The sequence below is a fragment of the Deltaproteobacteria bacterium genome (assembly GCA_030690165.1).
Classification (GTDB): Bacteria; Desulfobacterota; GWC2-55-46; order UBA9637; family UBA9637; genus JACRNJ01.
On sequence record JAUYHF010000047.1, the window covers coordinates 16,262 to 40,157 of the forward strand.

The 23,896-nt window shown below is 48.4% G+C and carries 23 protein-coding genes and 1 pseudogene; 14 read left to right on the top strand and 10 right to left on the bottom strand.

The window, feature by feature from the left end:
- The first annotated feature begins 65 nt into the window (after positions 1–65).
- From thiD to Q8P28_07955, 4 genes are all read left to right on the top strand, one after another.
- Positions 66–809: a bifunctional hydroxymethylpyrimidine kinase/phosphomethylpyrimidine kinase gene (thiD, locus tag Q8P28_07940; protein ID MDP2682719.1), complete on the top strand. Its 744-nt coding sequence runs from the start codon at positions 66–68 to the stop codon at positions 807–809.
- Between the two features lie 3 nt (positions 810–812).
- Positions 813–1,334, top strand: coding sequence for a DUF2062 domain-containing protein (locus tag Q8P28_07945; GenBank protein ID MDP2682720.1), 522 nt, complete (start codon positions 813–815; stop codon positions 1,332–1,334).
- 274 nt (positions 1,335–1,608) lie between these two features.
- Positions 1,609–2,739 carry a branched-chain amino acid ABC transporter substrate-binding protein gene (locus Q8P28_07950; protein ID MDP2682721.1) on the top strand — a complete coding sequence of 377 codons (1,131 nt, stop codon included), beginning with the start codon at positions 1,609–1,611 and terminating at the stop codon, positions 2,737–2,739.
- Between the two features lie 3 nt (positions 2,740–2,742).
- Entirely contained in the window at positions 2,743–3,645 is a 903-nt protein-coding gene (locus Q8P28_07955) for a branched-chain amino acid ABC transporter permease (GenBank protein MDP2682722.1), read from the top strand.
- Positions 3,646–4,078: 433 nt separating this feature from the next.
- On the opposite strand, the gene Q8P28_07960 is transcribed toward Q8P28_07955, so the two are convergent.
- The 6 genes from Q8P28_07960 to Q8P28_07985 form a co-directional block, all read right to left on the bottom strand.
- Positions 4,079–4,804: a c-type cytochrome gene (locus Q8P28_07960; GenBank protein ID MDP2682723.1), complete on the bottom strand. Its 726-nt coding sequence runs from the start codon at positions 4,802–4,804 to the stop codon at positions 4,079–4,081.
- Between the two features lie 236 nt (positions 4,805–5,040).
- Positions 5,041–5,163, bottom strand: a complete 123-nt coding sequence (locus Q8P28_07965) for a hypothetical protein (GenBank protein ID MDP2682724.1) — start codon at positions 5,161–5,163, stop codon at positions 5,041–5,043.
- A 90-nt stretch (positions 5,164–5,253) separates the two neighbouring features.
- Positions 5,254–6,078: a cytochrome B6 gene (locus Q8P28_07970; protein MDP2682725.1), complete on the bottom strand. Its 825-nt coding sequence runs from the start codon at positions 6,076–6,078 to the stop codon at positions 5,254–5,256.
- A gap of 17 nt (positions 6,079–6,095) precedes the next feature.
- The gene (locus Q8P28_07975) at positions 6,096–6,866 is read right to left on the bottom strand and encodes a cytochrome b N-terminal domain-containing protein (GenBank protein MDP2682726.1); all 771 of its coding nucleotides are present in this window, start codon (positions 6,864–6,866) and stop codon (positions 6,096–6,098) included.
- Between the two features lie 83 nt (positions 6,867–6,949).
- Positions 6,950–7,480, bottom strand: coding sequence for a ubiquinol-cytochrome c reductase iron-sulfur subunit (locus Q8P28_07980; GenBank protein MDP2682727.1), 531 nt, complete (start codon positions 7,478–7,480; stop codon positions 6,950–6,952).
- A complete protein-coding gene (locus tag Q8P28_07985; GenBank protein MDP2682728.1) occupies positions 7,477–9,318 on the bottom strand; it encodes an FAD-dependent oxidoreductase in 1,842 nt (613 codons plus the stop codon). The genes Q8P28_07980 and Q8P28_07985 overlap by 4 nt, the downstream gene beginning before the upstream one ends.
- 399 nt (positions 9,319–9,717) lie before the next feature.
- Between Q8P28_07985 and Q8P28_07990 the strand changes: the two genes are divergently transcribed.
- From Q8P28_07990 to Q8P28_08035, 10 genes are all read left to right on the top strand, one after another.
- A complete protein-coding gene (locus tag Q8P28_07990) occupies positions 9,718–10,278 on the top strand; it encodes a cytochrome c3 family protein (GenBank protein ID MDP2682729.1) in 561 nt (186 codons plus the stop codon).
- A 28-nt stretch (positions 10,279–10,306) separates the two neighbouring features.
- Positions 10,307–12,571 (top strand): molybdopterin-dependent oxidoreductase, encoded by a 2,265-nt coding sequence (locus Q8P28_07995; GenBank protein ID MDP2682730.1) that lies wholly within the window; start codon positions 10,307–10,309, stop codon positions 12,569–12,571.
- On the top strand, positions 12,572–13,354 hold the full coding sequence (locus Q8P28_08000) for a 4Fe-4S dicluster domain-containing protein (protein ID MDP2682731.1): 783 nt from the start codon (positions 12,572–12,574) through the stop codon (positions 13,352–13,354).
- On the top strand, positions 13,329–14,678 hold the full coding sequence (nrfD, locus tag Q8P28_08005; GenBank protein MDP2682732.1) for an NrfD/PsrC family molybdoenzyme membrane anchor subunit: 1,350 nt from the start codon (positions 13,329–13,331) through the stop codon (positions 14,676–14,678). The genes Q8P28_08000 and nrfD overlap by 26 nt, the downstream gene beginning before the upstream one ends.
- Positions 14,675–15,181 carry a DUF3341 domain-containing protein gene (locus Q8P28_08010; GenBank protein MDP2682733.1) on the top strand — a complete coding sequence of 169 codons (507 nt, stop codon included), beginning with the start codon at positions 14,675–14,677 and terminating at the stop codon, positions 15,179–15,181. Before nrfD ends, Q8P28_08010 begins: the two co-directional genes overlap by 4 nt.
- The gene (locus Q8P28_08015; protein ID MDP2682734.1) at positions 15,165–15,680 is read left to right on the top strand and encodes a cytochrome c; all 516 of its coding nucleotides are present in this window, start codon (positions 15,165–15,167) and stop codon (positions 15,678–15,680) included. Before Q8P28_08010 ends, Q8P28_08015 begins: the two co-directional genes overlap by 17 nt.
- 79 nt (positions 15,681–15,759) lie before the next feature.
- Positions 15,760–16,881: a hypothetical protein gene (locus Q8P28_08020; GenBank protein MDP2682735.1), complete on the top strand. Its 1,122-nt coding sequence runs from the start codon at positions 15,760–15,762 to the stop codon at positions 16,879–16,881.
- 51 nt (positions 16,882–16,932) lie between these two features.
- The gene (locus Q8P28_08025) at positions 16,933–17,739 is read left to right on the top strand and encodes a cytochrome c family protein (GenBank protein MDP2682736.1); all 807 of its coding nucleotides are present in this window, start codon (positions 16,933–16,935) and stop codon (positions 17,737–17,739) included.
- 5 nt (positions 17,740–17,744) lie between these two features.
- Entirely contained in the window at positions 17,745–19,589 is a 1,845-nt protein-coding gene (locus Q8P28_08030; GenBank protein ID MDP2682737.1) for a cytochrome ubiquinol oxidase subunit I, read from the top strand.
- Positions 19,589–20,608, top strand: a complete 1,020-nt coding sequence (locus Q8P28_08035) for a c-type cytochrome (GenBank protein ID MDP2682738.1) — start codon at positions 19,589–19,591, stop codon at positions 20,606–20,608. Before Q8P28_08030 ends, Q8P28_08035 begins: the two co-directional genes overlap by 1 nt.
- 227 nt (positions 20,609–20,835) lie before the next feature.
- On the opposite strand, the gene dnaB is transcribed toward Q8P28_08035, so the two are convergent.
- The 4 genes and pseudogenes from dnaB to rpsF all read right to left on the bottom strand — a co-directional run bounded on the left by dnaB (position 20,836) and on the right by rpsF (position 23,596).
- Positions 20,836–22,269, bottom strand: a complete 1,434-nt coding sequence (gene dnaB, locus Q8P28_08040; GenBank protein ID MDP2682739.1) for a replicative DNA helicase — start codon at positions 22,267–22,269, stop codon at positions 20,836–20,838.
- A gap of 84 nt (positions 22,270–22,353) precedes the next feature.
- Positions 22,354–22,797: a 50S ribosomal protein L9 gene (gene rplI, locus Q8P28_08045; GenBank protein ID MDP2682740.1), complete on the bottom strand. Its 444-nt coding sequence runs from the start codon at positions 22,795–22,797 to the stop codon at positions 22,354–22,356.
- A 107-nt stretch (positions 22,798–22,904) separates the two neighbouring features.
- Positions 22,905–23,132: pseudogene (gene rpsR, locus Q8P28_08050) on the bottom strand (30S ribosomal protein S18).
- A gap of 56 nt (positions 23,133–23,188) precedes the next feature.
- Positions 23,189–23,596 carry a 30S ribosomal protein S6 gene (rpsF, locus tag Q8P28_08055; protein ID MDP2682741.1) on the bottom strand — a complete coding sequence of 136 codons (408 nt, stop codon included), beginning with the start codon at positions 23,594–23,596 and terminating at the stop codon, positions 23,189–23,191.
- Positions 23,597–23,896: the final 300 nt, after the last annotated feature.

Sequence of the window (23,896 nt, forward strand, 5' to 3'; positions counted from 1 at the left end):
ACTTTCAAGGCTAAAGCCTTGAGCTACAATGTCTATTTATTTTTAGCGCTTACTATAACCTTATTATGAGAAAAACCATTTTAACAATAGCGGCCTCTGACCCGTCAGGAGGCGCAGGCGTGCAGAGGGATATAAAGGTATTCTCGTATTTCGGATTAACCGGCCTATCTGCAATCACGGCGCTTACAGTTCAAAACCAAAAAAAAGTAAAGGCTGTTCTCCCTGTGCCGGCGGCCTTTGTTATAAAACAGATAAATACGCTCCTTGAAGAAAATACAATTGATGCTGTGAAACTGGGTATGCTGGCAAAGGCAGAGACTGTGATTGCGCTTACGGCTCTATTTAAGAAAAAAAGATTTAAAAAAATAGTCATTGACCCTGTGTTGGTGTCCAGCAGCGGTTATCCTCTTTTGGATAAAAAGGGTATAATTTTATTAAAGGAGCGGCTTCTGCCTTTTGTAACCATTGTTACGCCAAACCTGAATGAGGCAGCCATCCTTGCCGGCATGAAAAAGGTTTCAAATATAGAGGAGATGAAACTTGCCGCTGTTAGAATAAAGGAACTTATGCCGGTTTTTGTTTTAATTAAGGGGGGGCATCTTAAGGGTAAGGCAGTTGATGTGTTGTATGACGGAAAGGGGTTTAAGACATTTGAGGCAGAGAGGATAAAAGGGGGGCTGCACGGGACAGGCTGCATCTTTTCCAGCGCAATTGCGTCGTGCCTTGCAAATGGCATGAATATTATAGATTCTATTAAAAAGGCAAAGCTTTATACGGCCGGATTGATAAGGCAGGAATCAGGATGTTAAAAAGTGGCAAATAATAACAGTAGAAATCACACAAGGCTTATCAGGATTAAGCGGTGGGTTAATCTTCATTATTACAAGATAATGAGGATTGACGATCCGCCTTACAAGATTGCCAGAGGTGTTGCCATAGGTGTTTTTATGGGGATATTTCCAACATTTGGTCTTGGCATAGTCTTTGCCATAGCAGCCGCTTATATTTTAAAGGCAAACAGGGCTGCCGCTGTAGTGGGAAGCTTTATAATGAACCCGCTTACAACCCCATTCTTCTGGGCAATATCCTCTGCCGTTGGCGCCGTTATTTTATGGGAAGATAAAGAGGTTGTAATGGCCAGTGTAAAAAACCATCATCTTTTAAATGGCATGGGCTGGGCGTTTTTGGTATATTTAGTCGGCGCTTTGGTAGTATCCACGGTTTTTGCTGCGCTGTCTTACTTTATTACGAAAAAATGGGTTATAGAGCATAGAAAGAAAAAGACGATGAGAATGCTGGCAAAGAGGGACGATATAATAGGAAAGGGATTGTAAGGCATAAAATAACAGGTTTATAGTTGAAACCCTCAGTAGCTTCGCTCACAAAGGGGCATGAAAACACCCCACCCTCACCTTAATCCTCTCCCTGAGGGAGAGGAAGAAAAGCAGGGAATCCTCTTCTGAGGGAGAGGAAGAAAAGATGGGAAATTCTCTCCCTGAGGGGGAGGAAACTTTTTCGTTCTCTCCCTTTCAAGGGGAGGGTTAGGGTGGGGATGGGGTAAAAGGGGTGTTTTAAGATGAAAACAAGAAAGAGCAGGAGGCATTAAGCATGAAAAAATTCAAAATTGCGTTTTTGTTATTTATTATCCACTTTTCACTGTTCGCTGTCTTCACAGGCTGCGCCAAAAAGGAAGATACTATAAAAATCGGCGTTGCAGGCCCGATGACAGGGGACCAGGCAAAGATGGGCACTGATTTAAAAAACGGCGTTGAGCTTGCAGTGAGCGAGTGGAATGAAAAGGGAGGAGCGCTTGGGAAAAAGATTGAACTCTTTATTGAAGACGACCAGCATGACCCAAAGCTCGCAGTAATAGTCGCTAACAAACTTTCAAATTCAGGCGCGGTGGGCGTTATCGGACACTGGAATAGTTCAGCATCCATTCCGGCATCAGAGGTTTATAAAGACAGGGGCTATATCCCGATGATAACGCCGGCGTCAACAAACCCTCAATTGACAGAAAGGGGCTTTGAGAATGTATTCAGGGTATGCGGCAGGGACGACCAGCAGGGAATGATTGCAGCAGAGTTTGTTGTAAAAAATATGAAGATTAAAAGGGTGGCGATTATCCACGACAAGACAACATACGGACAGGGGCTTGCAAATGAATTTAAAAAGGCGATGGGCAATGCGGCAGAGGTTGTTTACTACGGCGTTATAATTCAGGGAGATAAAGATTTTAGGGCGGTTTTGACAAGCATAAAGGATAAGAGGCCTGAGCTTATCTATTTCGGCGGCATATACCCGGAGGCAGGCCTGCTTGTAAGGCAGGCAAAAGAGCTTGGTATAAAGTCTCCATTTATGAGCGGCGATGGAACCATTGACAAGGAGTTTATAAAGATTGCAGGCAAAGAGAATGCAGAAGGCACATACCTGACATTCAGCCCTGACCCATCCAATATTCCAACAGCAAAGGCATTTCTGGATAAATACCATGCAAAATATGGAGAGCATGGGCCATATTCCATCTATGCATACGATGCCGCAAATATACTTTTAACAGGCATCAGCAAGGCGGGAGCTGTGGATGGAAAGAAGATTGCCGATGCAATTCACAATCTTGCTTACGAAGGCTCCCTCGGCACAATCCGGTTTGACAAAAAGGGTGATGTGCTTAAAGCGCCATACATTGTTTGGATTACGAAAGACGGAGAGTTTAAGGAATACTGGAAACCGGAATAAAGCATGTTTCTTCAGCAACTCATAAATGGTCTTACACTCGGCAGTGTCTATGCCCTGATTGCACTTGGCTACACAATGGTTTATGGCATTTTACAGCTCATAAACTTTGCCCACGGCGAAATATATATGATAGGCGCATACATGGCCATCATTGTTTTGGGTGTTTTGACCGCGTCCGGCTTGACTTCTGTAAACCTTCCTCTGTCTATTTTATTAGTCTTTATTATTTCCGGCCTTTTCTGCTGCGCGTATGGTCTGACCATGGAAAGGGTTGCATACAGGCCGCTCCGTCATGCCCACAGGCTTTCGCCGTTAATATCAGCCATCGGCATGTCTATATTCCTTCAGAATTATGTCATGCTTACCCAGGGGACGGTTGATAAAGTATTCCCGCACATCATCCCTTCAACAGGATTAGAGATAGCAGGCGCAAGCATAAGCTATCTGCAAATATTTATCCTTGCGGCATCGTTTATCCTGATGACAGCGCTCCATCTTTTCATTAAAAAGACAAGGCTCGGCAAGGCAATGCGCGCAACCAGTCAGGACAGCAGAATGGCAAGCCTTGTCGGTATAAATATAGATAGTGTCATAGCAGTTACCTTCGTGATAGGCTCTATCCTCGCCGCCACCGCTGGCGTTATGGTTGCCATGTATTACGGCTCGGTGAATTTCTTCATCGGCTACACCGCAGGCATAAAGGCGTTTACCGCAGCGGTGCTCGGCGGCATCGGCAACATCCCGGGCGCCATGCTCGGCGGCTTATTGCTCGGTCTTGTGGAAGGCCTGGGCGCAAGTTATATATCCAGCGAATATAAGGATGTGTTTGCGTTCCTGATATTGATACTGGTTTTGATATTCCGGCCCACTGGGTTGCTTGGGGAGAGGGTTGGGGAGAAGGTTTAAATAATTACAAACACAAACATGAACTGTGACCAATTTCCGTGTCCGTGTTTATTACGGTCACGGGCAACGGACACTGACAACGATATTCTTATTTCCCCTCCATTTCTTGAACTGCCTTATTTTCTTCTTCCACCCTTCTATTTTCAGCCCCTGCTGCCTTCTTGGCTTTATCCTGGGCAGTGGTCAGGGTATTGACATACTTATCCACTATTTGTCCTGTTGATTCTGTTTGTTGTGGTTGTTTAGATTTTTCTTGCGGGTTGCTTGATGAGTTTGTGCAGGAATATAAAAAGGCAAAGATTATTAGAATAGCTAAATATAAAAAACTGTTTTTATATTGTCTCATTTTACAAAAATCAGGGCTGCCAATCCCGTTTAAATACACAACGGGACAAGTTTATTTAATGGTTTGCGTGCGCATGTTCAGAGTAGATTATTGCAATGACTTGACAGGCACAGGCCGAGAAGGGGTCTGTGCAAATCTCTTCTTGGCTATATATTCGTAGGGAATCGCATCTACCTTGTAGTCTCTTAAGCTAAGCACATAGATCGTAAGCGCCCTCGCCTTCTCAGGTGAAAGTCCGAAGTTGGGCATAATCGTGGGGGGAAAGTTTAACTCGCGATTCCCCGGGACAATCTTCTGCGGATCCAAGAAATGTTCATACTCCCATTGCGCCTTTGTATGGGGACCTTCTACGTGTACAAAATCATGGATCAGGCTGAATGCAAGCTCTGTCCTGCTTCCAAAGCCAGTCAACTCGGGCCCTATATTTCCCCCTTCTCCATTGATATTATGGCACAGCCGGCAGTTATTCTGGAAGGTTAGACTTCTCCCCTGTAAGAAGGTCTCAACGCCAACGTCTGCGAATTTGTCATCCGTCAGAGAGGTGTCGTGAAGCTCCACATGGCATTTTACACATGACGCCTGTACATATTCCGCTGCCAGAAGCTGGCGGTTTAAGTGATGAACTACCCCATGAGTAGCTTCCACGGTCACGGCCTGGCCATCCCCCTGATGGCATACGGTACACCCAAATTTATCGATTGGATGCGTCTTGAGAATATCACCGGGGTGTGTGGTGAATGGCTGGGATTCGTTTACGAAGAGGGGATTCTCCACCCCTAAATGACAGAGGATACACCTGTCCGTGGTGTTCAACTTGGTCAGCCAGACCTGCTTGATCCTGATCGGTTCACTCTGGAACTCGGGTTTATTCAGCTTGTCCGCCAGTTTTGTGTTGTAGCTCTGCTGGTAATGCCGCCATTCCTGGCTGCTCTCCCTGTAAAATATTACCACTGTAATAATGGCGATCGCAATGACCGCGGCCGCGAATATCTTGTGCCGCCGCTTCATGACACCACTCTCCCAATTCGGATCCATAGGTACTCTCCCGGTTATTTATTTCTATTGTTTCTCTTATACAGCCTCTCCATGAGGCTGGAAAGACCGATAATGCCAAAGGTGAATGCCGCGGTGGCTACTATGAAAAAGATCCCTATACCCAACTTATTCCACATATTTTTCCCCTCTCTTGGTTCCTACGCATGCTCTGGGCGCCTATTGCTGCGAAGTAAATATATGGGTCGTGCGGCTGCTCTGTGTCCCCGTCATATTTTAAACCACGGGGTCACCATCACATATTTAATCGAGAATATTAGCCTGAGGGCAATCTTTACAGGAATGCCCGCCATGATGAGAAACAGTACCATTGTTGTCACATATCTGATGATGCCGAGCCTATTATAAAATCGTTTAAAGATAAATACGGGGATGATCAGCCCCACTGCAAAATAGACAAGCACAAGGAAATAAGACAGGGCATTTCCCATAAATTCACTGATACCCAGTATCCTCGCAAATATGACGGGAAGGTCCTTAAGACCAACAACCACAGGTTTATGTGCATGCCAGTTCTCCCATGGCCAGTACCAGCTCCAGTCGAGACCCCTTAACCATACCCCGATGACAATCAGGGCCGTCCATAATCCTAGCCCGAAGGCATAGACCGAGACGGCAAGCTTACGTTCCGAGAAGGTATAGGATCCACTCCCTTTCGGATTGGTATCGAGAAAAGGAATCAGCATGAGCCCGATTATGATCAGGGCAGGCAGCGTCACCCCGGCTATCCATGGGTCAAAAAAGACCAGAAGCTCCTGCAGCCCCAGGAAATACCAAGGCGCCTTCATCGGATTCGGAGTGGTATCCCTGCCTACCTCTTCTTCGAGGGGGGCGCCCACATATAAGGAGAGGAAGAGTAGTGCGGCCGTAACCAAGAGGACGGCGATAAGCTCGATATAAAAGAGGTGGGGCCATGAAAATATGGTATCCTCCGGCTCCTTTTCTACAGTGGGGGCTGTCCCCTTGACAAGCTCCATTAAGCCATAGGTCTTCTTAGGATTTTTTGGAAATATTTCAAAGGATTTCTCTGCCATCTTACACCCTCCATTTCTTATAGTGGTCCTGAGAATCCATCCTTCCTTACACGCCAGTAATGGATGACCAGGAAGACCACGGCCACTAACGGTAAAACCACACAGTGGAGCACATAGAACCGGATGAGCGTATTCTGCCCCACCTCGGTTCCTCCCAAAAGCATGAACTTGATATCGTTATCCTGCCTCATCCCGAGCTGGCGACCAAAGGGGCCCTCCACCCCGAAGAGGGGTGTATCGCCGGCCATCTTCGTTCCCACCGTGACGGCCCAGAACGCAAGCTGATCCCAGGGGAGAAGATATCCTGTCCAGCTGAGCACTAATGTCAGTGTCAAAAGGACCACGCCGACCACCCAGTTAAATTCTCTTGGGGGCTTATAGGCGCCGGTAAGGAATACCCTTGTCATATGGATCCAGACGGTGAGTACCATCCCATGGGCGGCAAGCCTGTGAACATTCCGGAATGTGCTTCCAAAGGATACGACGTTCATAATATCTTTTATATCCTGATATGCCCGCCTTGTGTCCGGGACATAGTAAAACATCAGCAGAAGCCCTGTCACCGTTAGGACCACGAAGAGGAGAAGGGTTGCACCGCCCATGCACCAGGTATATCTGAACCTTATAGACTCTTTCCGCGTCTTGACCGGATGGAGGTGATAAAGGACGTTGCTGAAGGTTGTCAGCGACCTGTTCCGGGGAGTATCTTCATATCCATGTCGGAATATCGCCCGGTATATCTGGGTGCCGGTGACCCAGTCCAAGACTTTTTTCCAGAGATTACTCATCGTCCCTCCCAGTTATATAACTAAAGGATTCAAGGGGCCGAACTGGAACCCTTGGCCCATTGAACCCTTTTTAATCAATAATTCTACACCTTCAAAAAGAATGGATCCACCTCGCGTGAGGCCTCTTCCACCGTCAACCCGTTCTCAGTGGACACAGGATCAATGTCCTGCCTGTTATTAAAATCTACTATAATCTGTCCGTCAATGGGGTCTATCTTGATTGCCGCACGCCAGAGCGTCCTCGGCGCCGGCCCCCCCAAGACATTTCCATTTATATCATATATGCTTCCATGACATGGGCACCGAAACTTCTGCTGATCTGAAAACCAGTTTGGTGTACATCCCAGATGACGACAGATTGAGATCATTACATATATCCCGCGCTTATTACGACCTACCCATACCTGTCTCTCTTTTTTCCATTTTTCACTCAACCCTTCGGGAAAATCCGAGGGCTTTCCTATCTTAAAGACCTTCTGGGACTCATAAAGAACGTTGGGAAAGTAGAAGCGATAAAAACCTAAGGCAGACCCCCCCAACGTAGCGAGTATTCCACCCCACCCCACTAAAGAAAAGAAGTCCTTACGCGTAATTCGCTTATCCCCGTGATTCACTTTACAGGAACCTCCTCAATATCTTCTATATATTCAAAAAACTCCATCGTCACTGCGCCCGTCGGGCACCGTTTTGCGCAATATCCGCACCGGATGCAACGATCCTCATCTTTCAGCATGGCCGTACCCATCTGCGCAACTGCGGATTGATCCCCACGCATCAGGTCTTCCCATGATATATTGTATCTCGCTTCAACGACTCTTCTCAGATTCTCATCCCCGTCTATCTCGGTGACAGGCACCATCTTTAAGCAGTATGTCGGGCATACATCTACACAACCTCCGCACAATATACATAAATCTGCATCAAATATTGGGTTGACATGGCATTTGAGACAGCGCCTCCCCTGTGCCGTGGCGGCATCTTCTCCATAACCGATCTCAACGAGGGAGGAATCATGTCTCCTCTCCTTTACGCCGATTATGGGAGGATCATGACGTTCCAGAAGGTCAAAATCACTGTACATCCTGTATTCCTTCGGGTCCGCTACGTTATGCATAATACCCCTTTTCTTTACCCTGATGCTTACCCCTCTGAGGTATTCATCAATAGACCTTGCTACCTTCTGGCCTGCGGCGATGGCGGTGATCAAGAGCTTGGGCCCATAGGCGATATCACCCGTGGCGAATATGCCAGGTACACTCGTCTTGTAATTATCGAGATTCACCTTTAATACCCCGGGTCTTGCCATCTCAATGCCGTCACTCTCCTGGATTAAGGAGAGATCCGCTGCCTGACCAACTGTGATGATCACAGTGTCACACTCTATGAGTGACTCTATATTCGGATCGAACTGCGGATTAAACCTCTTGTTCTCGTCAAAGATACTGATACATTTGATGGTCTCAAGGCCGACAACCCTCCCATCTTTCCCTACGATCCTCTTGGGGCCGAAGCCGTCATGGAGGATGATACCCTCCTCTTCCCCCTCCATTATTTCCACAGGGTCGGCAGGCATGATATCCCTCGTCTCAAGACAGGATATATGCACCTCGCTTGCCCCCAGACGCACGGCAGACCTCGCGGCATCATAGGCCACATTACCGCCGCCAATAACGACCACCCTCGGTCCGATCTTGGGCGCGCGGCCATAATTTGCGGCTTTGATAAAGTCCATACCGAGCAATACACCTGCCAGATTTGTGCCTTCTATGGGGATGGAACGTCCAAGCTGGAGCCCGATGGCGATCAATATCGCCTTGTAGCCCATATCCTTCAGGTCTTTCATGGAGAGGTCTTTCCCAATTCGGGTGTTACACCGTATTTCGATACCCAGTGCGGCTATTGAATCTATCTCTGCTTTGACGAGTTTTTTGGAGAGCCTGTAGTTTGGGATTCCAAAGAACATCATCCCGCCCGGTTCAGGCTCGGCCTCAAAGACCGTGACCTTATAGCCGAGAAGGGCGAGGTCGTGGGCAGCGGCAAGGCCTGCCGGTCCGGCCCCGATAATCGCTATCTTCTCGCCGGAACCACGTTTGATGAGATTCCTTCGGGCATTGGAGAGCCTTATGACACCGGAGGGGTCAGCGAGCGCTTCAACGCCATACTTCTCTGTGACAAAGCGCTTCAGCGCCCTGATGGATATGGCCTCGTCAATGTTCCCTCTCCGGCAGGCGGCCTCGCACGGATGACCGCAGACACGGCCGCATATAGAGGCAAATGGATTTGGAGCCCTTGCAATTGCATAGGCCCTCTCATAATCTCCATCGGCAATCGCCTGGACATAACCCCCCGAATCGGTTCCGACAGGGCACGCACTCCGGCACTTTACCTGCTCTGCAAAGTAATCCACATCCGGTATGACTACACAGTATTTTTCCTTCAAAACTCCACTCATGCTACCCCAGTCCTCCAAAGATTTCTATGGACGGACTTTCTTTTTAACATGCTGTGGTTTTACTTGTCAAGAGATTTATTGACAAAAATTAAAATCACATTGACAGGGAATTATACTTGTTATAATATCCCACCACAGCAAAGTTATACTTTTTATATTAATACAGTTTCTTCCTTTTATTCTACTAAGGCGACAGAAGCCGGGATGATACCCTTTGTGTATCCTCCCGCAGCATATTTCCGATAGGACAGCTGGTTGATTCAGGTCCCGGGATATGCGAAATCTTAAACAGGGGCTTGAAATAAAGCGGGCAAGGGCCTACTGCTATAGGTAACTTTCTGCTCTGTAGATATTTTCGCCTTAAAAAGACCTGGAAAACTAAATTTTTAAAAAGAGATAATGAAAAAGCTTATCCTATACACCCTGACAGGTATCATATCGTTGGCAATAGGTCATGTGATTCAGCAGCAGTTCTTCTCGGACAGTGCCCCTCTTCAGCCCATAAATTTCAGCCATAAGATACATGCGGGCGACAACAATATCCCCTGCCAGTACTGCCACATCTACGCCGATAGATCCAAAGTGGCAGGCGTGCCCAGCGTCCAGAGGTGTATGGGCTGTCACAAGATCATAAAGACCGACTCTCCCATGATACAGAAACTTACATCTTACTGGGAGAACAAGGAACCCATACCGTGGGTGAAGGTGTATAATCTCCCCGACCACGTCTATTTCCCCCACAAGAGACATGTAAAGGCAGGCGTGCCGTGCCAGCGGTGCCACGGCGATGTTGCAAAGATGGATAGGATTACCAGGCAGGCTGTTTTCTTCGGCATTCCGTATGTAAGGGTTTCTCATTTAAAGATGGGTTGGTGTCTTGAGTGTCATACGAACGAGGCGCAGAAATATATCGGAACTCCGGTCAAAAACGGAACCGATTGCTGGACATGCCACATATAAAGGGGTAAAGGCGTAAAGGTCGATAAAGATGATGAAACGCAGGGACTTTCTGAAATTTATAGGCGTTGGAGGGGCAGGGGCGGGGCTTGGCTTTATCTTCGGCAAGGTCACAAAGCCACCAGGGGCAAAGCTCATACCATATCTTATTCCGCCTGGTGATATTGTCCCCGGGGTTGCAAGTTGGTACGCCACACTCTGCACGGAGTGCGGCGCCGGATGTGGCGCTCTCGTTAAGATAATGGAGGGCAGGGCAAAGAAGATAGAGGGTAATCCCAACCATCCTGTCAACAAAGGAGGGCTTTGCGCCAGGGGGCAGGCAGCCCTTCAGACTCTTTATAACCCTGACAGGGTTAAAGGGCCTCTGAAGAGAAGGGGCGAGCGTGGTAGCGCAGATTTCGTTGAGGTTTCTTGGGACGAGGCCATTGATATGCTTGGTCAAAAGCTCGGGGAACTTAAAAAGGCTGGTTCTGCTGAAAAACTGTGGTTTTTGACCGCCCCCCTTTCTGGCCACAGGCTTAAGCTTGCAACCACCTTTATGTCAGTGTATGGCTCATCAAACCTTGTGCAGTACGAGCTTTTTCAGCACAGAAACCTTGTCTATGCGAATCAAACCACGATGGGCGTTAAAGAAACCCCCCATTATGACATCGCAAATACAAACTATCTGCTTTCGTTTGGCGCGGACTTTTCAGGCACATGGCTTTCTCCTGTAAACTTTAGCCGTGGCTATGGCGAGATGCGCCAGGGTAGACACAGGGAAACGAGGGGTCGTCTTGTGCAGATAGAGCCGCGGTTGTCTTTGACAGGGGCTAACGCAGATGAGTGGATCCCTGTAATGCCCGGCTCAGAGGCTGTGCTTGCCCTCTCTATAGCCTACACTATAGTAGAAAGGGGTTACTACAAAGGTGGAGATGCCTCAAAGTGGAGGTCTGCACTTTCTATATATGCGCCCTCTAAAACGGCCCCGGTCATCGATATTCCGGCGGAGAAGATAGAGGAACTATCCATGGAATTCATGGGCTCAAAACCCGCGCTTGCTATTGCCGGCGACGGGGCTTTGTCTTCTGCGGACGGGGTTTCCTGCGCTGTGGCTGTAAATATACTTAACCACCTTGCGGGCAGCATCGGCGTAAAGGGAGGGGTGGTTATTAACTCAGGCGCTTTGCTCGGTGAAGAGCCGGTTGACTTCAAAAAGGGCGTGGGAGCACTGTTAAACGCAGCGAGTTCTTCGGAGGTAAGCGTGCTTATGGTCTACAACGCAAATCCGCTCTATACAATGCCTAAGGCTGCAAATGCGAAAGAGTCGCTAAATAAGATTCCTTTTATAGTTAGTTTCTCAGGCTTTATTGACGAGACTATTGCAATGGCGGATCTTGTGCTGCCGACGCACCACTCGCTTGAGGACTGGGGGGACGGGTTTGCGTCCCCTTCGGTAGGATACCCGGTTGCCACAGTTATGCAGCCTGTGGTAAGCCCGGTCAATAATACCCGTGGGATTGGTGATATTTTCCTCACTCTTACTTCGAAGATAGGCGGAGGTATGAAGGAACGGCTTAAGTCCGATTCCTTTGAGGATTACCTTAAATCAGGCTGGAAGGAGCTTTACGGTAGAAACAATGAGCTTTCTGCCGGAACGATCGGGTTTGAGGATTTCTGGGAGAAGATGTTTGCAACCGGAGGATGGTGGAGGGAGACTGAGCCGACGAAGAAGGCTGCGGTATCGCTGAAGATGGCCGAGCAGTTATTGCCCTCAAGGCCAGCCGTTTTCGAAGGCAATGATAAGGAATACCCATTCTACCTCGTGATTTATCCCCACCATGGCCTTGGCGATGGAAGGCACGCAAACCTGCCATGGATGCAGGAGTTACCTGACCCAATGACCTCTGTGACATGGGGAAGCTGGCTTGAGGTAAATCCCAAGACCGCCGGAGCATTAGGGATAAAGCAAGGGGACTTTATTGCGGTAGAGTCCCCGTTCGGCATGATCACCCTTCAGGCATATTTATATCCAGGTATCAGGCCTGATATGGTGGCCGTTGCCATTGGCCAGGGGCATACGCACTTGGGGAGATACGCAAAGAACAGGGGGGTGAACCCCATTGACATACTCCCATACAAAGAGGACCCGAGGACAGGGTCGGTTGCTCTAAATTCCACACGTGTAAAACTTGTCCGCACCGGCGCAGGTGAAAAGCTGGCAAAGACTGAGGGTGTAACGAGGGAGCTCGGAAGAAATATCGTCCAGACTATATCGCCTGAGGAATTTAAGAAGATTGGCAAGGAGGTTATATAAGTGGGCGGGATCTTCAAAAGGATAGCGGAGCGGATCAGATCCTACAGGGTTCCGGGATACTACGAGAAGTTTGACCACAAGTTTACTATGGTGGTTGATCTCGACAGATGTAACGGATGCGAGGCTTGCGTTACCGCCTGCTACGCGGAGAATAACATCCCTGTCGTAGGCAAGGAGCAGATAAATAATGCCCGCCAGATGAGCTGGATCCGCATAGAGCGGTACGTCGATGGCGGGTATCCGAACATAAAGGTGAAGTTTATCCCCATTATGTGCCAGCATTGCTCAAACGCCCCGTGTGAGTCCGCATGCCCCGTATATGCGACATACCATAATCAGGATGGTCTTAATGTGCAGGTGTACAATAGATGTGTGGGCACATTTACATGTGCAACGTACTGCCCATATGATGTAAGGAGATTCAACTGGTTCACCTATAAGTGGGATAAGCCTCTGGATGAGCAGTTAACCCCTGATGTTACAGTCAGGGAGATGGGCGTGATGGAGAAATGCACCTTCTGCATTCAGAGGATAAGGGCCGCAAAGGACAGGGCAAAGGACGAAGACAGGGCGCTAAAAGACGGCGATGTCGTTCCGGCCTGCGCGCAGACCTGCCCCACAGGAGCGCTTTCGTTCGGGGACCTGAACGACCCGAACAGCATGGTTTCGAAACTTGCGAAAAGTCCGAGAAGGTACAGGCTACTTGAGGAGCTTAACACTGCCCCCTCGGTTATATATCTAAAAAAGGTAATGGACGATGACACACGAGAACACAAAGAGTAAGCCGACCTACAGAGAAGTGAACGAGGATGTGCTGAGGCTCATGACGCAGACGGGCCCAGGCTACTATATCATCCTCGCCATAGCCGGGGCTCTTGCCCTTATTCTCTTCTTCCTGCCCTGGGCATATCAGATATATACAGGCCAGGGAGTGACCGGACTTAATGTGCCGGTGATCTGGGGCGTCTACCTCGTAAACTTCGTTTTCTGGGTCGGCATGGCGCATGCCGGGACGCTCATCTCCGCCATGCTCTTCATAACAAAGACCCCGTGGAGGAGGGCCATAACGAGAGGCGCAGAGACCGTGACCTTCTTCTCCCTCATCCTCGTGGCGCTCTTTATCTTCATACACATGGGACGGCCTTGGAACTTATACTGGACAATGCCGTATCCTAGCCAGAGGCAGATATGGACTAGCTTCATCTCGCCGATTACATTTGACGTCTTTGCCATAGGCACATACACCACGAGCAGCGCCATATTCCTGTACTTCGGCATGATACCTGATTTCGCCTCCCTCAAGCACCACACAACGGGATGGAGGAAGACGTTTTACACATATCTGTCCCTCGGGTGGAGAGGGACAGACCCACAGTGGGTGGTGCATGGCCGCGCCACCATGTTCTTTTCGTCCTTTATTATGCCGCTCGTGGTTTCTGTCCACAGCATAGTTTCATGGGACTTCGCGATGTCCCTCGTGCCCGGCTACAGCCAGACGGTCTTTGCGCCATACTTCGTTACAGGGGCGCTCCTATCGGGATTTGCAGGGGTCATGCTTATATTCACGGTCCTCAGGTGGGCGTACCCGTTCCTTAAAAAATACATAACCGAACACCACTACGAGAGGGTCGGGACCTGTATGCTGCTGTTATCGCTCGTGTGGAGCTACCTTACGGGCATGGAGGTCTTCACCGGCTGGTATGCGGATACATCGTTTGAAATAGAACACCTTAAATACAAGATACTCACCCAGCCGTATCTCCAACTCTTCGCTCTGATGATATTCTGCAACGCCATTCTTCCCCTCTCGCTCATCTTCAGGAAGATACGGACTTCTTCCCGCGCCATGCCCGTGCTCTGCATATTCGTGCTTACGGGCATGTGGCTCGAAAGGTATCTGATAATCCCTAACGCGCTTTCGAGGAAGTTCCTGCCGTGGATGTGGCACGGATATTCGCCGAGCTGGGTCGAGATTTCCATAACAGCCGGCGCGTTCATGTTCTTTATCTTCATGTTCATGGTGTCCATAAAGATATTCCCTGTGATATCCCTTTTCGAGGTCAAGGAAGACTTGGGCGTTCCGATGGAAAAGGAGCGCCATAAATGAGCGCGGTCTTAGGACAGTTTCCTCACGCGGACGACCTCCTGAAGGCCGCGGAGCGGATGAAACAGTCCGGCTTCGGGATAACCGTATTCTCGCCCATCCCCCTCGTGCACGAGATGGAGGAGGTCTTCGGCGAGGAGCGGGATTATCTCAGGTTCTTTACCCTCTTCGGCGGGGTTGCCGGGTTTATGTTAGGCGTTATTCTCTCGCTCGGGACAGCCGTACTGTATGTGCTTCCGAGGGGCGGTCGTCCTATACTCACGGCTCCGCCCACGCTTCTTATTGCATATGAGACGATGATACTCTTGGGGGTATGCATGACTCTCCTGGGTTTTTTTGTCATCGCCGGAATCCCGTGCTTCAGACACAAGGTTGACGAGCCGGCGTGCGCTATGGACTCCTTTGGACTCCTCGTAAAGGGAGTGGGGGAAGGCGAAATCGAAAGGGTCAATTCAATCCTAATGGAAAGCGGCGCAAATGAGGTAAAGAATGTCGAGGACGACTAAGGCCGCGCTCCTATGGGGGCTTATAGCCGCTATTGCGCCAGGGTCTTCCTTTGCCATGCCGTGGTCATGGGACATGTTTTCCCAGCCCTCGCACAAGGCTCAGGAGGGCACGGCCCTGCCTATGCCTAAGGACAGCGTCCCCACTGGGGGGAAACCCGCTTTTGGCGTTAAGACCAAAGAGAAATCGCTGAATCTCCCCAACCCCATACCCCCGACCGACGAGTCCTTTGTCCGTGGGAAGGCCCTTTACAATATTTACTGCGCCATCTGTCACGGGGACACGGGTCATGGCGATGGAAAATTGGGCAAAAAATATATGACGCCCTCGGATTTAACGAGTGATTATATAAAAAAGGTGCCGGACGGCTCCATTTACTTCACCATAACATACGGCGGCGTCGGCAAAGACGAAGAGATGCCTGGGCAGGGAGACGCGATATCCCCTGAAGACAGGTGGCACATTGTTAACTATATCAAGTATGTCCTTTCCTGGTGGTAATGGTGGCATGGAATGGATGGATTGCCAAATTGCGAGGCTGAAAAACCTGGCAATTTGTTAAGAGCAAAAGTGAGGGGCTGTGATATTCTGGGTATTGCTGGTGATATTGCTGAACGGCATAATCTCCTTTGTCTATAGCGTGCAGACAACGCAGGAGACAACGAACCTCTGGGCCATGCTGGCGGTTAATTTCGTTTTTTTTGTCGGCATCACGCAGGCGGGGGTCGCTTTTTCCGTCATCATGAGGCTGGCAAGGTCTGAATGGGCCAGGTATTTTTCGAGGCTCGGGGAGATAATGACGCTCTCTTTTATCCCGATTGCGGCAGTCATGTTCATCATCCTGTATGTTGGCGGGGCAAACCATCTTTTTTACTGGGCGAACCCTGAGAAATTCCACGGCCCAATAAGCCCGTGGCTCGGAAAGGGGTTATTTTTCTGGAGGAACCTCATCGCGAACGCCCTTTTCTATATAACGAGCTATCTGTATTTTTCCTCTGGCCGCAGGGAGGAAAAACAGGCTCACCCCCGGGAGGACATTAAAAAGAGGCTCAATATCATAGCCGCCGCGGTCTGCTTTTTCTATGTGATTGCCAACACCCTGATCGCTTGGGACTTCGGCATGATGATTATCCCACACTGGGAAAGCTCCGTATTTGCCCCATATTTCTGGTCAGGGAACCTCCTCGCCGGCTTCGCCTTCCTGTATCTTATGTCATTTTTCTTCATACCCGGAAAACCGGGGGAACACCTGAATAAACATATCCTCGATTCAATGGGTAAGGTGCTGATAGGTTTTGTGCTTCTGTGGGTGTACCTGTTCTGGTCGCAGTATATAGTTCTCTGGTACGGCAATCTGCCGGACCGTGCAGGGCCTGTATTCAGGCAGATGAAAGGCCATTACACCCCTGCGTTTACAATCATGATGGCGGCGATATTTATTGTTCCGTTTTTCGCTCTTATATTCAGGCGAATAAAGCTCTCTGTCAATGGCCTGGCCGCTGTCGCGGTCATAATATGCATCGGGGTATGGATTAGCAAATATCTCATGATACTGCCTGTCTTTTCGGAAGGCGGCACGCCGGTTATTATAACATGGACAGGTATTTCACTGATACTCGGGGGGCTGGCGGCCGCATTGCTCTCGCTCATCATCTTCTTCAGGCTGTGCCATGATGTTAAGGCGATGCCGGAGCAGGAATAGGAATGCCCATGGGGTTTATCATGGTATGTAAAAAAAGGTTTGTATGAATGTATGAAGAAAACATTTGAAATATCTTGTCGGCAAAGGGCAAAGAAACACCCCATTTTGTTTCTGCTGCTTGCGCTATCGGTCATGGTTCCTGCGCTCTTGCGCGCCGAGGAAGAACCGTTTATCAGGATGCCGGATAAACCGGCATATATGGGGGCTGCGGCGTGCAACGGCAGGTGTCATGACCCCTGGTATCGGGCGTGGAAAGACACCCCCCATGCAAAGACATATGAATTGTTAAAGCCCGGTGTAAGGGCCAATGCCAAAACAATGGCCGGAATCAACCCTGATAGTGACTACACGATGAACCCCAATTGTCTTAGATGCCATACCACGGGTTACGGGCAGAAAGGCGGGTTTGTCCCAGCGGAAACGCCCATTAGCGAGTGGAAGCCGAGCATGGAGCAGGTCGGATGCGAGATGTGTCACACTGCGAGGGGTGGGAATCAGGTCAGGGTCATCATGAAAAAGAGCAAGGGGGAATTCAAAAGAAGCAAGATAGAGCAATGGGGCGCAAGATATGATTATGAAAACATCTGCCTCCGCTGTCACGGTCACCCGAAGAGCCCACACAAGCCTTCCGTAGACCCGAAATACAGCTTCAATTATAAGGAGCGGAAAAATCATATACATGACTACGAGAAATACTATGACGAGTTCAATAAGACACAGATATATAAAATAAAGCACGGCGAGGGGGTCACGGAGAAACACCCCCTTATGATAGAGGATTGGGACATCGTGGACGGGAAAATCCGTTTTAAAAAGCTCCCGCTCTGGGATGGCTGGCTCATATTTAAGAGGAAATAACCCTGATGAGAACTAAAGAGACGTTGCAGAAAATCTATGAAGGACACCGCACGCTCACGGCCGTCTTGTCTCTCTTTATTGCGCTGTCCGTCGTTGGTATCAAGGCGCTGCATGCGGAGGATATGTCCCCAGAATCGCCGGAACCGGTGGAATCAAAATACCTTGACGAGGAAAAAGAACGCTGGAAGGGGGGGCCGGCTTTCTTTGAATCTGTTGAAGGGGTAGAACGCATCCCCGTCCCTTCCGTGGCTGATTGGAAGGAAAAGAAGGTCGTCTCCTTGCCGCAGGGAGCCGTAGAATTCCCGGAACTTTCGTCCGATCCGAAAAACCCGAACGTGGACATGATCAGCAAAGAAGCATGGAACATCCCCTATGCACGGTTCTCCTATTTCGGTCTCTCAAACAGGGATATTGCATGGATAATGGGCCAGCTCCATATCCTGTTCGCGTCGTTCATACTCGGCGTTCCGTTCTTTATCATCATAGCCGAGATATTGGGGTGGAGGAGCGGGGATAAAAAATACGAGAGACTGGCAAAGGAAACCACGAAGATAGTGGTCGTGTGCTACAGCCTTACGGCCCTCACAGGGGGCTTCTTTCTCCTCGTGCTCATCACCTTCTATCCGAGCTTCATGACATGGCTGTTCCGGGGGTTTAAAAACCTGGTGAGCTTTTGGTATCCGGTTTTGTTTATCATTGAGACTATCTTCATGTACTGTTATTACTATATGTGGGAACCGCTGGATAAGATGAACAAGAAATGGGTTCATATCATCCTCGGTATCCTCCTTAATCTATCGGGCATAGCGCTGCTTATCCTGATAAACGCGCCTGCATCATTTATGTTGACGCCCCCAACCGTAGGGGGGTCAGTACAGGGGATTGCCGGATTTGGAGAGTGGGCATGGATAAACAATTTCAGCTGGTGGCCACTCAATCTCCACCGGTTGCTCGGGAATTTCACCTACGGCGGATTCATTGTGGCATTCATAGGCGCCTATATGTACCTGATGTCCAAGAACGACGAGGAGAGGGCCTATTATGACTGGCAGGGGTATCTGGGCAACACCATAGGCCTCGGTTTCATTTTCCCCCTCCCTGCCGTCGGCTATATCTATGCCCACGAACTCTATCAGTATGACGCCTCCATAGGGATGTACATCATGTCTGACAGGCTCTCAATGTTCATGCTTGTCCAGGCCGTATTGATAGGCCTTCTCTTTATCGGCAGCAACTACTATATATGGGTCAGCACCAAAAGGATCGAGGGGGCGCAGAAATACCTGCTGGGGATGAAATACACCTATATACTGATGTTTGTCTGCGCGGCCATATGGTTTGCGCCGAGGCATTTTTTCGCCACAATGCTGCTTGAGCCCGGGATGGTGCCGGCCGCGATGATAAAGGACGCCTATCTCGCCGCGACCGAGCTGCCGGAGGAGCTGGCCTTTATAGCGCTTATGAAGGCAAAAAACACGGCCGCCACGGTGTTGATATTCCTGACCTTGCTGAATTTTATCCTTTACCGTATTGCCGTTAAGAAGGGAACCATAGAATATGGTAAAATCAATCCTGTTTCACAGTTCACGCTGATATTTCTCGCCTTTTCATCTACATGGCTGATGGGGCTTATGGGAGCCATAAGGGAACTGGCCAGAAAGAATTACCATGTCTACAGGGTCTTCAAGGACATGACGCCGGACGCATATACCCCGACCCTTCAACACACCGGCATGGTAGTCACCTCGGTTACCTTGATATTTTTCGCTATCTTGTGCTTTATCATATGGATGCAGCTTAAACTTCCCAAGTCCGCATCGGCAGAGAAAAAGAATTCGGGAGAAGGTTAATGAAATTGCAATGGGATTCCCTTCTTAAGCACGGATGGGTTAAGAAGTTTATAGTGTATATCATCGGTGCCATGGTCATGACAGCGCTTACGAATAAGGCCGGCTTCCCCCGGTTATTCATTGTAATATTCAATGTCTATGCCTTCGCCTGTTTTCTCTTTTATATCATCATAGACCTTCCGGCCATGAGGAAGCTTACGGGGCTGCGGGCTTTTGCCTATCTTATAGCGACCTTTGCCCTATTCTCCGGCCTCTATAGCGGTGTTGCCGCCTTTCTCCCGCAGTTTAACCCGGAGTTTGAGTTGGAGGAGATAAGAAAACCCCCGGTAAACCTCTCCGCCCTCAGCGGGCCTGAGGCAATCAAGGCGGGCGAGGCGGTCTATAATAAGAACAAATGCGCCAACTGTCATAAATTCAAAGGCACTGGCACCTCGATGAGGGGTCCCCATTTCGACCTCGTGCAGATAGGACTCAATGATGAGAAATGGCTCAAGGAGGGCATCGTTAACCCGAGAAAGGATGCGGCCAAGGGGTTTGAGGACCAAAAGTCAAAGACCGCGATGCCGACTTATTTCGGAGAGGACATCTCCGAGGACGAGATGGGGGCATTGCTGGCGTTCCTGAAGACCGGATGGAGCAAGGAAAATATGCCGGTAAGGGGTAAGGAGGATGTGGATCCCATGGTAAGATGGGATGAGGACACTGAGATGATCGCCATGGGAAAGGAGACCTATGAGGGTAACCTCTATCCAGGGCTTAATTGTTCAGTCTGCCACGGCAAGGACGGCATATCCATAATGCAGGGCGCGAGGGACCTGAGAGACCCCAATTCCATATCCAAGAGACCGGGCAAGGATGGGAAGAAACTAAAGGACTGGACCGACGCCGACTGGTTTGACAGCGTTGCAAACGGAATCCCCAAAACCCCGATGATGCCATGGCTGGAGCAGTATCCGCCACGTGCCATCTGGCTTGCCGTAGTCTATGCAAAGCAGTTTTCAAAGAGTAAGGGTAAATGATATACTGGTCAATAAAAGCTAATCCGATTGAGTATGCCCTGTGCGATTATGTATAAGAACATCCTTGTTTGTCTCAACAATCAAGATGAAAGTTTTCTTCATGTAAATACCAACTGAAATTAGAGGAGGGAGTATTCCCCATGGACTAAACAGAAAGGTATGGAGGGATGTTAAGAAAAAAAGATAGAATACAGGCTGCAAGTTATTAGTCTATTTAGACTGTAGTATCATTCAACCCATTTAGGGGGAGGGGCGGCATAGTAACCGGCTATCTGGTTTTCAAAGCTTGTATATTCAGCTAAGAAGGTTAATTTTACAGGGCCGGTGGGACCATTTCGCTGTTTTTCAATAAGAACCTCGGCGTTTTTTGCGATCTTGCTTCTCTCACAGGAGCAGGCCGTAGTTCCTTTGGTTTCATCAGGACACTTGCAGGAGGTGTAAACCACTTCCCTGTATACAAAGGCCACCACATCTGCATCCTGCTCTATGGCGCCTGATTCCCGTAAGTCTGCCAATTGCGGCCTCTTCTCCTCTCTTCGCTCAGGCATCCTTGAAAGCTGGGAAAGGGCGATTACAGGCACATTGAGTTCCTTTGCCATAGCCTTCAGAGACCTTGAGATATCCGAGATTTCCTGCTCTCTGTTATCCGCATCATGCCTGCCTCTCATGAGTTGAAGATAATCCACAATAACGAGTTTGATGCCGTCCTGCCTCGCCAATCTCCTTGCCTTTGCCTTTATATCAAGAACAGATTGCGCAGGGGTGTCATCTATGAATATAGGCGACTCATGCAGAATGCCAATTGCGGTTGTGAGTTTATTCCAATCTTCATCTTTCAGTTTGCCGCTTCTTAATCTGTAAAGGTCAACCTTTGCCCTTGCCGCAAGCAGCCTCTGCATAAGCTGCTCTTTACTCATCTCGAGCGAAAAAATTACTACAGGATTGCCTGCCTCTGCCGTATTCTGGGCAATATTCAGACAAAATGCTGTCTTGCCCATGCTTGGCCTTCCTGCAATAACAATAAGGTCTGATGGTTGAAGCCCTGATGTAAGCTCATCAAACTTATCAAAGCCGGTAGGCACACCTGTAATATGGCTATCATTTTTAGAAAGGTTTTCAATGAGCTTAAAGGTATGCGAGGTCAAAGCCTTTATAGGGTAAACAGACTGTTTTGTCTTATCCTGCGCTACCTCAAATATTATCTTTTCAGCGTCATCCACAAGGTCGTCTATCTTTTCTCTGCCGTTGTAGCATCTTGTTACTATTTCTGTGGATGAATTTATGAGCTTTCTGAGCAAGGCCTTTTCTCTTACTATCTTTGCATAGTAAACTATATTTGCCGCAGTTGGCGTTGATTCTACCAGTGCGGTCAGATATGAGACGCCTCCCGCAGACTCAAGCGCACCCATATTTTTAAGGGCATCCGGCAGGGTTACAAGGTCTATGGGTTCATTCTCTTTATCCTTGAGAGAACGCATGGCCTTGAATATTTTTCTGTGGGCATCCCTGTAAAAATCCTCTCCGCCAGGGTCTAATATGCCGGTAAGCTTGTCTATGGCATCATTTTCAATAAGGACGGCCCCAAGGACAGATTGCTCTGCTTCTATATTTTGAGGGGGGAGCTTGTGAAGGGATATATCCTGTTGTAGCTGAATTGCCATAAATTAGAGGCTATAGGCAAGAGGCCATAGGCTATGGGGATGTTTACTATACCCATTGCCGATAGCCTATCGCCTGTAGGATATTTATTCTTTTACAACCAAAACCCTGAGATTTGCAGTAACTTCCGTATGAAGTTTTACGGGGACAGTAAAACTGCCAAGGGTCTTAATAGGCTCTTCCAGATGAATCTTTTTGCGGTCTATCTGAATATTATTTTCTTTAAGACGCGCCTCAATATCTATTGATGTAACAGAGCCGAAAATCCTATCTTCCTCGCCGGTTTTTTTGGCAAAGTTTAAAGAAAGCTTTTCTATCTCCTGTGCCAGTTTTTGAGCCTCTTCCTTCTGTTTCTCTGCCTTCTTTTCCCATATCTTTAGCTCTTTCTCAAGAAGTTTAAGGTTTTTTGCTGTAGCCTCTATTCCAATTCCCTGCGGGATCAAATAATTTCTTGCATGACCATCAGCAACCCTGACAACATTTCCCATTTTACCAAGGGAAGGAGTGTTTTTCTTTAATATAATTTCCATTATTTTAATGCCTCCTCTATAGTTAGCAGATTGGTTTATCAGAGAACAGCGGGTTTGTTTTTCCAATCAGCCAATACTTTAATTCGATAGCCCCTATTTAAACTATGCTACCCTACCGTTGTAGTAAAAGGAAGGAACGCGAGTATCCTTGCCCTTTTAATGGCAGTTGCCACATCCCTTTGATGCTTGGCGCAGTTTCCGGTAATTCGCCTCGGGGTAATCTTGCCGCGCTCGCTTATAAATTGCTTAAGGATTCTGAAATCCTTATAATCTGCTTTCATATTTTTATCGGCGCAAAAGCGGCAAACCTTTTTCTTTTGAAAGGAACGTTTGCCTCCAAACTGCTGCTGGCGACCTTGAGGCGCAGACCCTGGTTTAGCTCTGTTTTCACTCATGGGTTTACCTCCTTAGATTCTTTCGCCTCTCCCTGCTTAATGTCCCTGCTTACTACCGCCGGGGCAGGCTCTGCAGGGACATGTTTTTCTTCTTTAGTTTTTTTAACAGCCTTTGTTTCTATCTTTTTAACTGTCTGATAACGGATAACATCCTCATTTAGCCTTAAAATCCGTTCAACCTCTTTAGAGGCCGCAGGGCTGGAAGAGATATTCGCAAAAATATAATGGCCATCCGCATGTTTCCTAATTGGATACGCCATTCTTCTTTTGCCCCACTCTTCGATCTTGACGACCTGGCCATTTAGGCCCTCTACAGTCTCTTTTACCTTCTGGATGATCCCCTTTATGACATCCTCTCCTGCGTCCGGTCTTGTAATAAAGACCACTTCATAATTATTACTCATCCTATATGCCTCCTTATGGATTCCTATCCATTACTTAATAATGAATTAGGTGAGCCCCTGAACAAACTTCAGGGGCAAGGATTAATTCAAAAAAGCTTATACTATATTTTATTATGTAAATCAAGGATATTTTTTGTTTTTTTGTTTTTGCCTTTTCTCCTGTAATCCCAAAGTGATAATGTCCTATTCTGCCAAAGTAGAAATGTCCACTGATTAAAGCCTTCAGGGGCAGGCTCTAATTCAGAGATGCTAAACTGTCCTTATTTTAAGGAGGGCAGAATGGCAGGAAAGGACATACTC

Excerpts from the sequence above, each read along its gene's own strand:
- thiD (MDP2682719.1), top strand. The coding sequence starts at position 66 with ATGAGAAAAACCATTTTAACAATAGCGGCCTCTGACCCGTCAGGAGGC.
- Q8P28_07950 (MDP2682721.1), top strand. The coding sequence starts at position 1,609 with ATGAAAAAATTCAAAATTGCGTTTTTGTTATTTATTATCCACTTTTCA.
- Q8P28_07955 (MDP2682722.1), top strand. The coding sequence starts at position 2,743 with ATGTTTCTTCAGCAACTCATAAATGGTCTTACACTCGGCAGTGTCTAT.
- Q8P28_07965 (MDP2682724.1), bottom strand. The coding sequence starts at position 5,163 with ATGTGGAATAAGTTGGGTATAGGGATCTTTTTCATAGTAGCCACCGCG.
- Q8P28_07970 (MDP2682725.1), bottom strand. The coding sequence starts at position 6,078 with ATGGCAGAGAAATCCTTTGAAATATTTCCAAAAAATCCTAAGAAGACC.
- Q8P28_07975 (MDP2682726.1), bottom strand. The coding sequence starts at position 6,866 with ATGAGTAATCTCTGGAAAAAAGTCTTGGACTGGGTCACCGGCACCCAG.
- Q8P28_07985 (MDP2682728.1), bottom strand. The coding sequence starts at position 9,318 with ATGAGTGGAGTTTTGAAGGAAAAATACTGTGTAGTCATACCGGATGTG.
- Q8P28_07990 (MDP2682729.1), top strand. The coding sequence starts at position 9,718 with ATGAAAAAGCTTATCCTATACACCCTGACAGGTATCATATCGTTGGCA.
- Q8P28_07995 (MDP2682730.1), top strand. The coding sequence starts at position 10,307 with ATGATGAAACGCAGGGACTTTCTGAAATTTATAGGCGTTGGAGGGGCA.
- nrfD (MDP2682732.1), top strand. The coding sequence starts at position 13,329 with ATGACACACGAGAACACAAAGAGTAAGCCGACCTACAGAGAAGTGAAC.
- Q8P28_08010 (MDP2682733.1), top strand. The coding sequence starts at position 14,675 with ATGAGCGCGGTCTTAGGACAGTTTCCTCACGCGGACGACCTCCTGAAG.
- Q8P28_08015 (MDP2682734.1), top strand. The coding sequence starts at position 15,165 with ATGTCGAGGACGACTAAGGCCGCGCTCCTATGGGGGCTTATAGCCGCT.
- Q8P28_08025 (MDP2682736.1), top strand. The coding sequence starts at position 16,933 with ATGAAGAAAACATTTGAAATATCTTGTCGGCAAAGGGCAAAGAAACAC.
- Q8P28_08030 (MDP2682737.1), top strand. The coding sequence starts at position 17,745 with ATGAGAACTAAAGAGACGTTGCAGAAAATCTATGAAGGACACCGCACG.
- Q8P28_08035 (MDP2682738.1), top strand. The coding sequence starts at position 19,589 with ATGAAATTGCAATGGGATTCCCTTCTTAAGCACGGATGGGTTAAGAAG.
- dnaB (MDP2682739.1), bottom strand. The coding sequence starts at position 22,269 with ATGGCAATTCAGCTACAACAGGATATATCCCTTCACAAGCTCCCCCCT.
- rplI (MDP2682740.1), bottom strand. The coding sequence starts at position 22,797 with ATGGAAATTATATTAAAGAAAAACACTCCTTCCCTTGGTAAAATGGGA.
- rpsF (MDP2682741.1), bottom strand. The coding sequence starts at position 23,596 with ATGAGTAATAATTATGAAGTGGTCTTTATTACAAGACCGGACGCAGGA.